A 14,576-nucleotide genomic window follows, 5' to 3' on the forward strand; every position below is an offset into this window, starting at 1 on the left:
AATTTGTTAGAAATTATGTCCCAGCCTCATTTTATTTACAATACTGCGTATTGTTGACTCGCTTTCTTAGGGCACAGCTTCAGCCTGTAGTCTTTAGCATATCCTATTGCCTCAAGAGTCTCACCAAAACACTTTGTATTTATATGTAATTTTACATTGAATTATTTTTAAAAAACAAGGCCCTAAAACCCTTTCGTATAATTTAAAGTCAATACATATAATTTATATCATATGTATTGACTTTTATTATAAATCTTAAATATCTTCTATGTGCTGTGCTTCAGATAAAAATTCAATGGTTTTTTTACTTTCTTCACGTCGTTCTTTTCTTCGTTGAACACGTTTTGGTGCTCCTTCATAGAACCACTTTTCTATTTTAGTTTCAGGGTACACTTTAGGAATACGTGTTGGTTTTCCATTTTCATCTAGGGCAACAAATGTTAAAAAGCTCAATGCTGCTAAATGTCTTTCCTTATTTAGCACATCTTCAATAATAATTTGCACACAAATTTCCATTGAACTTGATCCTGCGTAACTTACCATTGCTTCATAAGACGTAATATCCCCTGTTTTTATAGGTCTTAAAAAATCCACCGAGTCAGTAGAAGCAGTAACCACTTGTGCATTCGCATGTTTCATAGCTGTAATTGCAGCTATTTCATCAATATTAGCCATCAATGATCCACCAAACATTGTATGGTGATGATTGGTATCTTGAGGAAATACTTGTCGTGTTTTAATACTTTTTGATTCAGACATAGATTTTTTATTAACTTGAGAATTTGACATACTTTATTTCTCCTATTCCTAATTTAAATGAGTTATTGTGCCCAATTCCCATTTTCGAAAACTAATTCTTTAGAGCCGTCTTGTAAAATACCATATATCGTTAGATCTGAACTTCCAATCATAAAATCCACATGAACATTAGAATCATTTAACCCACTTGCTATTTTTTCTTCAGTAGACATTTCTGTGCCACCTTTAATATTAAACCCGTAGGCTGAACCAATAGCAAGATGACAAGATGCATTTTCATCAAATAGAGTATTATAAAAGATAGTATTACGATTTGAAATTGGCGAATCATCTGGAACTAGAGCAACTTCTCCTAATCGCTTAGAGCCTTCATCTGTGCTAATTAAATCTTTTAAAACTTCTTCACCTTTTTCTGCTTTAACATCGATAATTTCACCATTTTTAAATGTTAAAGTGAATCCATCAATAATATTACCATTATAACTTAATGGTAATTTATTAGTTACATAGCCATCTACATGATTTCTATCTGGTGCAGTAAATACTTCTTCCGTTGGGATGTTAGCAATAAATGGTTGTTGATTTCCATTTACATAGCTTGTTGCATCTTCCCAAATATGTCCTTTTGGTAGTCCTACTGTTAAATCAGTGCCTTCAGACATATAATGTAATGCCTTATAATTTTTTTCTTGAAGTTTATTTGCATGTACACTTAGAGATTTCACATGTTGCTCCCAATTTGTTATTGGGTCATTTCCATCCACACGTACAATTTCGAATACTTCATCGATAAATTGACTGTATGCTTCTTCTTCAGGCAAATTAGGATATACACGTTTTGCCCATGCTTTAGATGGAAATGCAGCTACTACCCATGGAAATGCATTTTTTTGGCTACCTTCCATATACCCTTTGAATGCTTGTCCATAATTAAACTGAGACGCTTTTAATTTTTCTGCATCAATGCCATTTAATAAATCTGGATCACCGGAAATAAGTGCTAAATTCGCTGCTCCTCTACGAGCATAATCCATACGCTCTTCAACATCATAAGCTTTAACAGCATGATTTTCAAAATAATCAACAGCTTCATTTTCATATTTTAAGCGTTCTAAAATAGGATCTGTATATACCACTCTTACATCTGAAGCGCCTTCTTTATAGGCTACTTCGACAATTAAGCGCGTTAATTCTATAGTTTCTACAGAAGTTCTTATAAACACAGGTTGATTTTGTTGAACGTTCATACCTACCTTTACTAATAATTCTGCATATTGTTTTAATTTGTCTTGATAATCTTGATTGGCCATTTAAATTCTCCTTACTCGTGACGTAAATTACCTAATTCATCAGCAATTGCTGTAATTTCACTTGGTGAAAATGAATCTTTAGACATAACAAAATCATGAATGTCTTTAATATCCTTTGTATCTGTATCTTTAAATTTTTCTGGATTAATTAAAGATTGATTTACAATATTTAATTTTTTTCGAATATTTTTAATCATTTGTTCATTATTCTGTGCCATTTGTTTCACCTCTTTATTATCATATTTTATCAAAGTATAAAAATTTATTAAACTTTTATAGAAATTAGTAAAATTATGGCTTTATAAATGTTAAAAATAACTATAAAATAGTTTATATATTAAAGTTTGGAGGAGTACAAGATGGTAGATGTAGCTTTTGTATGTCTTGGAAATATTTGTCGTTCTACAATGGCTGAAGCAATCATGCGTCAACGATTAAAAGAACGCGGTATTTCTGATGTTATTGTACATTCTAGGGGTACTGGACGTTGGAATTTAGGTGAACCTCCTCATCAAGGTACTCAAAAAATTCTGAAACAACACCATATACCTTTTGATGGTATTGTTAGTGAATTATTTGAACCTGATGATGATTTTGATTATATTATCGCTATGGACCAAAGTAATGTGGATAATATTAAATCAATTAATCCCAATCTTAAAGGTCAATTGTTCAAATTGCTAGAATTTAGTAACATGGAAGAGACTGATGTGCCTGATCCTTATTACACAAATAATTTTGAAGGTGTATATGACATGGTACAATCATCTTGTGACAATTTAATAGATTTCATCGTTAAAGATACTAATTTGAAAGAGGGGTAACTAAAATGGAAAACAAATTTGTTCCAGGTATTATTATTGGTGCTATCGTTGGTGGAGCTGCTACTTTAGCAGATAAATCAACACGTAATGCATTAGTACAATCATTCAAAGACATTAAAGAAGGTAATCGTTCTCGTAAACCTTCTAAAATTACTTCAATTAAAAATGAAGTATTGTATTGGAAAGATACGATCGAAGAAATTCGTCGTAATAATCCAGAATTAGAAAAATCAATTAAAGATGCTAAAGATACATTTGTAAATCGTAAAAACAATCGTCTTAGCTAATCAAATATAATTGACAGAAAATAAAGGCAAAATTCCTTTTTACTTAGGTAGTTTTGCCTTTATTTTAGAATTAATTTTTAAGGAGACGTCTATGTCAAAAAAAAATCAATCAAACTCTAAGTACCTTAACTCTATTAAGGAAAAAGAGACAGAAAATAAAGAGAAAATAAAGGTTGATCGTACATACGTAGAACCTCAGGAATTTCAATCAAAGAAGTCTAAAAAAGATAAACAAGTTTTTTTCGTTTCTAGGTTGAATAAACCTGCAAAATACACTAAAAATTCTAATTTTTTATCTTATCTTATTTATCGTATTGGTAAAGATGATGCTTCAGGTTTAGCGGCTCAAATGACGTATCACTTTGTATTAGCTTTATTCCCAATGTTAATCTTTTTATTAACTTTATTACCATTATTCCAAATTGATCCTCAGCAAATTAAAGACTTAGTTAGTCAAAATGCTCCTGCTGAGACTGCTGACGTTGTTACTAAAATTTTTAAAGATATTACAAGTAACTCTAGTGGTAGCTTATTATCAGTTGGTTTGATTTTAGCTATTTGGTCAGCATCAAATGGTATGACAGCAATTATGAATTCATTTAATGTTGCTTATGATGTTGAAGATGCTCGTAATCCTATTGTTCTTAAATTATTAAGTATTTTGTTTACAATTGTTATGGCTATTGTATTAGCTATAGCTCTAACATTACCTACATTTGGTAATTTTATTAAAGATCATCTATTTGGTCCGTTAGGTTTAGATCAACAAGTCGCTTGGATATTTGATTTAGTGCGTATATTGTTACCACTTATTGTTATTATTATTTTATTCTTAACATTATATTCAGTAGCACCTAACGTTAAAACTAAGTTTAAATCTGTATATCCTGGTGCAATCTTTACTTCTATTGTATGGTTATTAGGATCATTTGCATTTGGTTGGTATTTATCTAACTTTGGCAACTATTCTAAAACATATGGTAGTCTTGCTGGAATCATCATTTTATTACTATGGATTTACATTACATGTTTCATTATCATTATTGGTGCTGAAATTAATGCAATTATTCATCAAAGACATGTCATTAAAGGTTCTACACCTGAAGAAGCTGCCTTAAAACATGATGATAATAATGAAAATCATTACAATGAGAATACAAAATATGAATACGATTCTACAGCATCATCTAAATATGAAAAAAATTATGATGTGGATCCTACACCCAATGATAAACATAGTGAACAAGACTCTTTTGTTGATAAAATTAAAGATAAATTTGATAAAGATAAATAGCTATAGAAAAGAAAACTTTTAACGAAAAACCTCCTTATGAGATAGTCATTTTTTGACTTCTTTATAAGGAGCTTTTTATTATTGAATTAAATTATGTTGGAATGCATAAATAACCGCTTGTGTTCTATCTTGTACCTCTAGTTTACTTAAAATATTACTCACATGTGTTTTTACTGTTTTAATTGTAATATGTGAAGCACTGGCAATTTCTTGATTAGAATAGCCTTTAGCAATTAATAACAATATTTCCATTTCACGTTCAGTGAGCATTTCATATAATTCTGCTTTCTTCTTCATTCTATTTCTCATTTTTACTAAAACTTCTGGCTCGAATACAGATTCTCCACGATATGTTTTTCTAACTGCTTCTGCAATATCACTGGCACTTGTCGTTTTTAATATATAACTATCAACCCCTGCATCAAGTGCTCTATATACTTCTTTATCTTCTATAAAACTTGTTAACATGACTACTTTGATATGAGGCAAATCTTTTTTTATTTGTGTCGTCGCTTCTACACCGTCCATATCATTCATTAACAAATCCATTAAAATTAAATCAGGATTTAACGTATGTGCTTTTTCAATTGCCTCTTTTCCTGATGATCCTTCTCCTACTACTTCAATATCAGATTGAGTAGATAAATAACTTGAAATACCAATTCTAACCATTTCATGATCGTCTACAAATAATACTTTAATCGTCATATTAACCCTCCTCTTTCGTTAAAGGTGCTTTTACCTCTATTCTAGTTCCTGAATCTGGTAGAGATACGATATGAAACGTTGCACCTATTTCTAATGCACGTTCTCTCATATTTTTCAATCCATAACTTTGTTCTACTTTTTCATCTACGTTAAAGCCTTTACCATTATCTTGAATTCTTAATAATAAATAATCTTGATGATTAAATAATTCGACTGTCACTTTAGTTCCATCAGAATGTCTTAATGTATTTGAAATTGCCTCTTGTGTAATTCGAAATAGATGATCTTCAATTCCTTTAGGCACTTTAAAATCTTGTATATCATAAATGACTTTCATAGGTACTTTCTTTTGTAAATCAATGACTAAATCTTTAATACCTTCCCCTAATGATTTATCCTTGAGTCCTAAAGGTCGCAAATGTAGTAACAGCGCTCGCATCTCTAATTGAGATTCTTGTATCATTTTCTCAAGTACTGGAATTTGTTGGTTAAGGGGTGGTTCTAGTTCTGTTTCTTTTATCGCTGATAACATCATACTTGCTGCGAAAAGTTGTTGACTTACTGAATCGTGTAATTCCCTTGCTAAACGCTGACGCTCATCTTCTATAATTTTTTTTACTTTAATGTCATTCATATTGTAGTTTTCATTTGTTAAATTTTGAGTTTTGATTCTTAATCGCTGTAATTCTTGATTTAAAGGCACTAACATTTGATAAATATCAATTGTTTCATTATATAGTTCTATGTTTTTATCATTAATACCTACCGTTTCACCTTCAATGGCGTGTTCAATTTGATTCTTTATCCAATCATTTTGCTGATTTATTTTATAAGCTAATACAGAGCCAACGATAATACAAAGTAAAATAATCACTAAATTAAGAAATAGAAACACAGGTATACCAAATATTTGAGTATAGAACATTCCTTGAAAATATATAATATTTACAAAAACTTTATCTATAAATAAAAACGCAGTTAGCATGCTATACACTAAAATAAGCATGGATCCTATTGCTCTTAAATAGTGATTCATCGATAAATCACCTCAACATCACCAATAAATGTTGATACATATATATTTACACTATAATTTTCTTCTTTCGGTTTTTCTTCTACTTGGACATGATTATTTTCTACTTTATATGCTTCTCCATTTATATAAGCGGTACCATAAAATGATGCCATGTGAAGATTAATATTATAATTAACTGGAACAATCAGTTGTACTTTACCTAAAATATGTCTAACTACAATCGTATTATTTTCTTTGATGTTTGCTGCTTTTGTCATATCAATATGAATATCTCCAACCCCATGTTGAATTTGCACATCTTCCCATTTATATACATATACTGGAGTACGTTGTTCACCTAGCCAACGTTGTTTAATAAATTGAGGAGAGGTCACTTCTTCTTCCGAGGCCACAATCTTCAAAGGTTTAAATTTAAAAACTAAGTATCTAATAATGATTATTACTAAAAATATAAATAAAATAATAATCGTATATTTGTTGGATAACAAGGTAAACGCTATGAGTAGTGCTCCTATCCAAAACGCCAATAACCCTCTTACTTTATGAAAGTAAAGGTACCCTACATAAATTAATATACATCCTAATAATAAAATAAATAAATATCCAATTTTTTCAAAAAAGATGTAATAAAAGTTAGCGATAATCATTAGCGCTGTAAAAATAATTAATAATTCAGTAGATATATATTTACGTGTCAATGTGTCGCCTCCTGATTTTAATTAAGCTACATAACTCATTTGTTCAATTATTGCATATTGTTCTTCTGCAGCAATACGTTCTTTCGTACAACGATGAATACTAGCTTCAATTTTGGCATAATATGCTTCAAATTTATCTAATCGTTGTTTTAATAAATCTATTTCATTATTATGAACTTCCTGAGCATTCTTTATATTGTACATATTTATCATATCAATATACTTATTCTCTAGTGTAGCAGATAAACTGTCAATTAAAGTATTGATTTTTTCTTTTTTATTTTTTAAATATTTTATATATCGTTCCATACTCTGAAGCTTATCATCTAATAATGAACGATAATCATTAATATTATTTTTTATAATTATTTTTAAAAAGTGTTGTAAATATAAATCTAAATAATTCATAGAACCACCTCGTTGTTTACTAAACTTTATTATAAATGAGTGGAATCTTACTTAATATAGTCCTAGGAACCATTTTCTTCTCATACTTAAGTACGATTAATTTTAATTTAAAAATAAGGATATGAGTTGAATACTATTGAAAAGAGTGATTTAAGGTGGTATCCATATATCTTAAACATTTTTTACTTCACATGTTCAAATTTAGTTTTTCATTTATCGCTGATACTAACTATTTATTATTTGGTGTTGTGTTTTTAAAGTCTATTCTTTTAGGTGTTTCAGTAAAATGTGTATTTTGTAATATTGTTCAGTCGATTCGCTTTGACTAATTAAGCTATTTTTTGGTAGCTTTATTTTTGATTACATGTTTTATGTCCACTCTTATTTGGAAATTTGGCAAAGTAGAACAACGTTGGTCATAAAAAAGCCTAAGACATCATTGTTGTCTTAGGCATAGAAATTGTCTTTTTTCATTTATCCAGAAACTTTATGTTCCGGACTCTTTTTAATATACTAATAATTCTTGAAAATACATTTTATCACAAGTTTTTTCAACATCATCAGAGACGCTGAATCCCAACATAGAGACGTTCTTTATGGAACATCTCTATGTTGTGGAATCATTATCAGTATGGGACGACGACATCAAAATGACTTCTTTTCAACTTCATTTTTCTTAATCAATTTTTGTTGTTAACATCGGACCATCTTTCGTAACAATGACAGTATGCTCAATTTGGGCCACAAAGCTTTTATCTTTAGTTTCAAATGCCCAGTCATTTTTGCCTTCAGTAACAAATGTTGCTTTAGATGAAATAAAAGGTTCTACTGCAATGACTACGCCTTCTTTTAAAAGCGTCTTATCTTTAGGATCATAATAATTCATAACATGACTTGGCGCTTCATGTAAAGATTGTCCTACACCATGACCTGTTAAATTTTTAATAACAGTTAAATCATTTTTACGTGCTGTAGCATGTACCGCTTTACCAATATTACTTAGTTTTGTACCTGGTTTTACTTTAGCCATTGCTGCATCAAATGCTTCAAGTGCTACATCACATACTTTTTGTTTTAAAGGGTTATCCGCTTCTCCTACTACAAAAGAAATGCCAGTATCTGCATAATATCCATTTTTTAATGCTGAAACATCTATATTAACTAAGTCCCCTTCACGAATAACACGTTTACCAGGTATTCCATGAGCGACTTCTTCATTAACACTAATACAAGTTTGACCTGGGAATTTTTCATCATGAATAGGTGCTGAGATTGCACCATGTTCTTCAAATAATTCTTTAGCGATATTGTCTAATTCTTTTGTAGTAATACCAGGTTTAGTTGCTTCTTGCATTGTATCTCGCACTTTTGCACATATATATCCTATTTCTTTTAACGCTTGTAATTCTTCATCTGTTTTTACAATCATATTATCCCGTTCCTTTTTAAAAAATATTCCACCTTATTATACCAAAAATTTTTTGATATACTAAATAAGAAATGTAATATCTACTGACTTGATGTCTCACTACATCAAACTTGATATTAAACTTATTCTAACATTATAATCATCACGTTCGTTCTTTGAGAGGATTTAACAATATGAATCAATGGTATAAACATATTATAGGCGCTAGAACAATAAAAACGGGTCTAGCTACTTTTCTAACAACTTTATTTTGTTTACTATTAAACTTAACTCCTATATTTGCTATTTTAACAGCAATTGTTTCGATTGAACCAACTGCTAAAGCTTCTTTACGAAAAGGTTATCGTCGACTTCCTGCTACCGTCATAGGTGCATTGTTTGCAGTTATTTTTACTTATATCTTCGGCGATCAATCTCCATTTACTTACACCTTTAGTGCTATTTTTACTATTTTAGCGTGTACAAAATTAAATCTCCAAGTTGGTACAACTGTTGCAGTATTAACTTCAGTTGCTATGATACCTGGTATTCATGAAGCCTATCTTTTTAATTTTTTCTCAAGACTCTTAACAGCTTTAATTGGTCTAGTAACTGCTGGATTAGTAAATTTTTTCGTATTACCGCCTAAATATTATCATCAAATCGAAGAGAACTTAATTCATTCAGAAAATAATTTGTATGAACTATTCGCTTCTAGATGTCATGAATTATTATTAGGAAAATTTGATTCAGATAATAGTAATACATCATTAGCAACCTTATCTGATATGAATAAAAAAACAGATACTTTAATGAATTATCAACGAGATGAATTACGCTATCATAAAAATAACGAAGATAAATGGAAACAATTAAAAGATATGTCAAATAGAGCATATATTGATAGACTTCTTGCTACACATTTATCAAATATTATTTATTTACCAAAAAACGTAAATATTTGTTTTACTACTGAGGAAAAAATGGCAATTATAAAAATTAGTAATAGTATCAACAATATTCCTTTAGATGGAGTTTTTAAAAGAGAATCTAAGTCTGTATCTACTTTAAAATCTTCAGTCAAAATATTAGAAGAATTCGATAAGAATCAAATTAAGAGTCATGTTATTTATGAAATTTTACTTATCTATAATTTACTAGATAATCGATTTGTTAAAGCATAAAAAAAAACGTTGGATGAATTGAAATAATTCAAGTCATCCAACGTTTTTTTATTTTTCTGAACGTTCAATAATAACATATTTCGCAGCTTCTTCTTCAGTATTATCTAACTGTTTAGGTGTAAATGGAATCCCTTTACGTTCACATGCCTTCTCTAATAAATAATCAGTAAGTTCATGATTTTTCGGTAATATAGGGCCATGCAGGTAAGTTCCTAATAAGTTTTTATAATGAATACCTTCTTTTTTATCATCATCATTATTTCCATACCCAGTTACCACATGACCTAATGTATCAAAGTTATGATATGTACGACCACCGTGATTTTCAAAACCTACTATTGTTCCAAATGTATCACTTTTAATTACGATATCCCCTGTTAAACGATCTGTTTTTGATTTTGTATAAAAGTCTAAAATTCCAAGTCCTTCTAACTCTGTACCATCAGGAGTAATATATTTAGTACCTAAAAATTGATATCCACCACAAATGGTTAAACCTGGCATTCCATCTTCTATTGCATCTTTTAATATTGTTTTAATTTTACTTAACTCTTTAGTAGCGATACTTTGTTCTCTATCACTACCCCCACCAATAAAGAAAATATCGCAATTTTCTAATGTAACTCCCTCAGTTTCATTAATTTCGATAACTTTTAAATTAATATTGCGTTTTTTTGCTCTCTGTTTTAAAGCAATAATATTTCCTATATCACTATATAAATTTAATTTGTCCGACATAAAATGAAAAACTGTTAATTCGTACATATCTAACGTCCTCCTGCAAATGAGCGATTAAGTTGTTCTAACATAGGTGAAAGTGACGTATAATTTGGAATCGCTACTGTAAAGCCTGCATAATTCATAGTTAAAGCTGTAGCTTTATAAATATCTTTCTCTAAAATAATTGGAACATCTACTTCAGCTAATTTCAGTCTAAGTTGTAATTCTTCTGCTCTTGTACCCGTTACAATAATTTTTTCTATATTTTGATTACGTAACTTTTCAAAATCCGCATCGTAAATCCAAGATGTATCTCTGCCATCAGCAGCATTATCATTCAGACTGATAACATATACTTTTTTTTCTTTAAGTTGATCTCCGACTGATAGACTCACATTCATGCCAGCAGGATTTTTAGCTAAATTAATCATTGCTTCTTTTTGACCACGCTTAAAGTATTGCATTCGACCATTATTTGAAGTGTATGTTTTAAATCCTTTACGAATTGCATCATTATTTAAGCCTAACTCTTTTAATACTGAATATGCAGCAAGTGCATTAAAAGCATTAAAATCACCAGCAATTTTCATTTCAAAGTGCGCATCGTTCACATCCATATCAATAAATGGTTGCACCTCAAATTGTGAAACTTCATATTTAGGTGTTTCACGCTTAAATCCACATTCACAATGATAATGTCCTAATTGATTATAATGGGTATAATCATAAGTTAATAATCTACCACAATTCGGACAATATTTACTTTCATTCATAGTACTTTGTTCAAATTCATGTGCATGGGCTTTCATTCCGTAATATACAATTGTATCACTCGCTATTTTCAAACGACTTACAAATGGATCATCGGCATTTAAAATTAATTTAATCCCTTTATTACTAATTGATTTTGCAATATTATTAACCATAATATCAATTTCACCAAATCGATCCATTTGGTCACGAAAGAAATTAGTAAATACCATCATTGAAGGTGTAACTTCTTTTAATACTTTTGGAATTGAACCCTCATCAATTTCAATGACCGCTACTTTAATATCTTTTACATTTTTCATGATGAATGCCGAAGTAATTCCAGCAGCCATGTTAGCACCTTCATTATTATGTATAATTTCAATATTATTTGCTTTTAAAGTGTGCCCAATCAAATTAGAAGTTGTTGTTTTACCATTTGTTCCACTGATAAAAACAATATCATCAACTTGTGAAGCTAACTTTCGTAAAATATTTTGATCTACTTTGCGAGCAATTTGACCTGGTAAATCAGTTCCTTTTTTTCCTGCTGCGATACTTATCTTGCGTGCTAGTTTAGCCAAGTGTGTTGCTGTCCATTGTCTCATGTCTTTCCTCCTCGCATAATTCACTCGAGTAATTATATCATGTATCTAAAGTAACAAAAAATATTCTCAATTAAAAGTAACAAAATACACTTCTAATTATAACTTTTTCCCTTTAAATTCCGTATCTATTTTTTACTCTGTTATCTATAGATTATGAAAAAAGCAATTATTTATATTTAAATCGTACTTTCTGTTAAACTGTGAATAATTCATTTTAAATATTTAGAAAGGAATATAGAATGCTTAAAAATTCATTTATAGCTTTGGATTTTGAAACTGCAAATAAAAAAAGAACAAGTATTTGTTCTGTTGGCATGGTAAAAGTAGTAGATAACGAAATAGTCGAAACGTTTTACACGCTTGTTAATCCTCATGACTATTTTTCGGAAACAAATATTCATGTTCATGGTATTCATCCTGAGGATGTTAAAGGTGCGCCAGATTTTAAAGAAGTCTTTCCATATATGTTGCAATTTATAAATCAATTACCCGTAGTGGCACATAATGCTGCTTTTGATATGGGTGTATTACATCAAAGCTTAAAACATTTAAACATAGCTGTTCCCTCACTTACCTATTTCTGCTCATATCAACTTGCTAGACGTACGATCAAAGCTTATCGATATGGATTAAAACATCTAATGAACCATTACAACTTAAATTTTCATGGCCATCATGATGCCCTGAATGACGCAAAAGCTTGCGCAATGATTACTTATAGATTATTAAAACACTATGATAGCTTACAAAGTGTGCTTCAATTTCATGGTAAAAATTTAAAAGATAGAAATAGATAATTTAAAACATCTTATCTATTTCTATCTTTAAATGAAATCATAAATGGTCATATTTTGATATGTTGATTGCTCTAGATGACCTACTGTAACACCAATTAATCTGATAGGTACATCAGGGTCTTTTAATTCATGATATAAATCATAAGCTATATTATAAATATCAATGTCTTTACTTACCGCTTCTCTCAAACTTCTTTGTTTAGAATAAGTTTCAAAGCGATGCGTTTTAATTTTGACAGTAACTGTTGTGCCAGACTTTTGCAATTGAGTTAATCGTTCAGATGTTTTACGAGAAAGTTCCCATATTTTTTGTAGAATCTCTTTATCATCATTAATATCTGTTGAAAAAGTACGTTCGGTTCCTACTGACTTACGAATCCTACTTACTTTTACTTCACTATCATCAATGCCTCTTGCTTTTTGATAAAGTCCTCGTCCTTTTTTTCCAAACCAGCGAATCAATTCAAATTCCGATTTGCTATATAAATCTTTACCAGTATAAATATCATGTTCATGCATGATTTTTTTAGAAGCTTTTCCAACGCCTGGAAAATCACCTATATCTAAGTTCATTAGTATGTCATGCACATTCTGATAATGAATAACCATCATTCCATTAGGCTTATTCATTCCACTAGCTAATTTAGCTAAATATTTATTATAAGAAACACCAGCAGAAGACGTTAAACCTGTTTTATTGAAGATATCTTTACGTATGTTTGAAGCAATTTTTGATGCTGATCGATGAGGTTTAACTAAATGAGTAATATCTAAATACGCTTCATCTAGTGCTAAAGGTTCTACAATTTCAGTATACTGTTTAAAAATTTCCATTATCTTACTTGAAACTTCACGATATACATCAAATCTTGCTCTAACATAGTACCCATTTGGACATAGTTTATGTGCTTGCGACATAGGCATTGCTGAATGAACACCATATTTACGTGCTTCATATGAAGCGGTTGAAACGACTCCTCGATGACTTGCTTTTCCACCTACAATGACAGGTTTTCCTTGTAATTTAGGATTATCTCTCATTTCTACCTGAGCGTAGAAACAATCCATATCAATATGAACGATTCTCCTTTCTGTCATTGTCTCACTCCTTTTTAAATAAAATAAGCCTCAATACTATTATACTGCACCCTAAAAGAAAACACTTTATAAATGCATTTATAATAATATTAAGACTTATGCAGATGTTTATTCATAGTCATTATTTATAGATATAGGCAAATGATGATACATAAAGATACCTTCATCAGTAGAACGAATATATTTAAATTTGTTAATAATTGTTATACCTGCTAGATATATATCAATCAAACAATATCCGATGTGTATGCTTGATATAAATATAATAGAAGAGTAAGCAAAGTGGTAAAATGAAATCATTAACCCTATTGTAATGATTACTAATGGTGCAAGCATGACTGCACAAAATTGCCATTTATTAAAGTATTTAGATGACAAATAAATGAGCAAAATTCCATTTTTATATTTAAATTGTGGTTTCTGTCCTTTAGAAAAGATAAAAAATAAACATTTATGTATTAATTCGTGAATAATTAATACTCCAATAAAACCAAGTATTCCATAAATGACATTTGTCAAAAAACGTTGTTCAATAATATCAACATAATTAACTGCCCACTTATATGTAAATAAAATTGCAAATAACATCATAACAACTTGAATGGTAAGTAATTTTGATATTTTGATTCGATTGTGTGATAAATCAATTTTGTGCATCTGTCAACCTCCACTCATTTCACTAAAACT

17 protein-coding genes are annotated in these 14,576 nt (G+C 29.8%); 5 read left to right on the forward strand and 12 right to left on the reverse strand.

Going from position 1 to position 14,576, the window contains the following annotated elements; all coding sequences use genetic code 11:
• Window positions 1-255 precede the first annotated feature (255 nt).
• The 3 genes from HMPREF3131_RS02045 to HMPREF3131_RS02055 are packed head-to-tail and all read right to left on the reverse strand — an operon-like array spanning window position 256 to window position 2,287.
• Window positions 256-789 (reverse strand): acyl-CoA thioesterase, encoded by a 534-nt coding sequence (locus HMPREF3131_RS02045; protein WP_017175224.1) that lies wholly within the window; start codon window positions 787-789, stop codon window positions 256-258.
• Between the two features lie 32 nt (window positions 790-821).
• Window positions 822-2,069 carry an aminopeptidase gene (locus HMPREF3131_RS02050; RefSeq protein ID WP_017175225.1) on the reverse strand — a complete coding sequence of 416 codons (1,248 nt, stop codon included), beginning with the start codon at window positions 2,067-2,069 and terminating at the stop codon, window positions 822-824.
• An 11-nt stretch (window positions 2,070-2,080) separates the two neighbouring features.
• Window positions 2,081-2,287, reverse strand: coding sequence for a DUF1128 domain-containing protein (locus tag HMPREF3131_RS02055; protein ID WP_002450082.1), 207 nt, complete (start codon window positions 2,285-2,287; stop codon window positions 2,081-2,083).
• Between the two features lie 141 nt (window positions 2,288-2,428).
• Between HMPREF3131_RS02055 and HMPREF3131_RS02060 the strand changes: the two genes are divergently transcribed.
• The 3 genes from HMPREF3131_RS02060 to HMPREF3131_RS02070 all read left to right on the forward strand — a co-directional run bounded on the left by HMPREF3131_RS02060 (window position 2,429) and on the right by HMPREF3131_RS02070 (window position 4,474).
• The gene (locus HMPREF3131_RS02060; RefSeq protein ID WP_017175226.1) at window positions 2,429-2,893 is read left to right on the forward strand and encodes a low molecular weight protein-tyrosine-phosphatase; all 465 of its coding nucleotides are present in this window, start codon (window positions 2,429-2,431) and stop codon (window positions 2,891-2,893) included.
• Between the two features lie 5 nt (window positions 2,894-2,898).
• Entirely contained in the window at window positions 2,899-3,180 is a 282-nt protein-coding gene (locus tag HMPREF3131_RS02065) for a hypothetical protein (RefSeq protein WP_002450075.1), read from the forward strand.
• A 91-nt stretch (window positions 3,181-3,271) separates the two neighbouring features.
• Entirely contained in the window at window positions 3,272-4,474 is a 1,203-nt protein-coding gene (locus tag HMPREF3131_RS02070) for a YihY/virulence factor BrkB family protein (RefSeq protein WP_070436412.1), read from the forward strand.
• Between the two features lie 78 nt (window positions 4,475-4,552).
• Here the strand turns inward: HMPREF3131_RS02070 and vraR are convergent, their stop codons facing one another.
• The 5 genes from vraR to map all read right to left on the reverse strand — a co-directional run bounded on the left by vraR (window position 4,553) and on the right by map (window position 8,753).
• Window positions 4,553-5,182, reverse strand: a complete 630-nt coding sequence (vraR, locus tag HMPREF3131_RS02075) for a response regulator transcription factor VraR (RefSeq protein ID WP_002450048.1) — start codon at window positions 5,180-5,182, stop codon at window positions 4,553-4,555.
• A gap of 1 nt (window position 5,183) precedes the next feature.
• Window positions 5,184-6,218 carry a sensor histidine kinase VraS gene (locus HMPREF3131_RS02080; protein WP_017175228.1) on the reverse strand — a complete coding sequence of 345 codons (1,035 nt, stop codon included), beginning with the start codon at window positions 6,216-6,218 and terminating at the stop codon, window positions 5,184-5,186.
• Entirely contained in the window at window positions 6,215-6,916 is a 702-nt protein-coding gene (gene liaF, locus HMPREF3131_RS02085) for a cell wall-active antibiotics response protein VraT (protein ID WP_017175229.1), read from the reverse strand. Before liaF ends, HMPREF3131_RS02080 begins: the two co-directional genes overlap by 4 nt.
• A 21-nt stretch (window positions 6,917-6,937) precedes the next feature.
• Window positions 6,938-7,324: a hypothetical protein gene (locus HMPREF3131_RS02090; RefSeq protein ID WP_017175230.1), complete on the reverse strand. Its 387-nt coding sequence runs from the start codon at window positions 7,322-7,324 to the stop codon at window positions 6,938-6,940.
• Between the two features lie 676 nt (window positions 7,325-8,000).
• Complete coding sequence (gene map, locus HMPREF3131_RS02095; RefSeq protein ID WP_017175231.1) at window positions 8,001-8,753, reverse strand: type I methionyl aminopeptidase; 753 nt, start codon at window positions 8,751-8,753, stop codon at window positions 8,001-8,003.
• 173 nt (window positions 8,754-8,926) lie between these two features.
• Between map and HMPREF3131_RS02100 the strand changes: the two genes are divergently transcribed.
• The gene (locus HMPREF3131_RS02100) at window positions 8,927-9,916 is read left to right on the forward strand and encodes an FUSC family protein (protein WP_048761636.1); all 990 of its coding nucleotides are present in this window, start codon (window positions 8,927-8,929) and stop codon (window positions 9,914-9,916) included.
• Between the two features lie 48 nt (window positions 9,917-9,964).
• Here HMPREF3131_RS02100 and HMPREF3131_RS02105 read toward each other — a convergent pair whose 3' ends face one another.
• Window positions 9,965-10,681 carry a lipid II isoglutaminyl synthase subunit GatD gene (locus HMPREF3131_RS02105; RefSeq protein ID WP_002450023.1) on the reverse strand — a complete coding sequence of 239 codons (717 nt, stop codon included), beginning with the start codon at window positions 10,679-10,681 and terminating at the stop codon, window positions 9,965-9,967.
• Window positions 10,682-10,683: 2 nt separating this feature from the next.
• Entirely contained in the window at window positions 10,684-11,994 is a 1,311-nt protein-coding gene (locus HMPREF3131_RS02110) for a lipid II isoglutaminyl synthase subunit MurT (protein WP_049415628.1), read from the reverse strand.
• 239 nt (window positions 11,995-12,233) lie between these two features.
• Here HMPREF3131_RS02110 and HMPREF3131_RS02115 point away from each other — a divergent pair, with 239 nt between their 5' ends.
• On the forward strand, window positions 12,234-12,791 hold the full coding sequence (locus tag HMPREF3131_RS02115) for a 3'-5' exonuclease (protein WP_017175235.1): 558 nt from the start codon (window positions 12,234-12,236) through the stop codon (window positions 12,789-12,791).
• Window positions 12,792-12,818: 27 nt separating this feature from the next.
• On the opposite strand, the gene dinB is transcribed toward HMPREF3131_RS02115, so the two are convergent.
• Together dinB and HMPREF3131_RS02125 are read right to left on the reverse strand one after the other, a co-directional pair.
• Window positions 12,819-13,889: a DNA polymerase IV gene (gene dinB / locus HMPREF3131_RS02120; RefSeq protein ID WP_049382581.1), complete on the reverse strand. Its 1,071-nt coding sequence runs from the start codon at window positions 13,887-13,889 to the stop codon at window positions 12,819-12,821.
• Between the two features lie 108 nt (window positions 13,890-13,997).
• Complete coding sequence (locus tag HMPREF3131_RS02125; RefSeq protein ID WP_017175237.1) at window positions 13,998-14,546, reverse strand: DUF3267 domain-containing protein; 549 nt, start codon at window positions 14,544-14,546, stop codon at window positions 13,998-14,000.
• Between the last annotated feature and the right edge of the window lie 30 nt (window positions 14,547-14,576).

It is taken from the genome of Staphylococcus sp. HMSC14C01 (assembly GCF_001808085.1).
Classification (GTDB): domain Bacteria; phylum Bacillota; class Bacilli; order Staphylococcales; family Staphylococcaceae; genus Staphylococcus; species Staphylococcus hominis.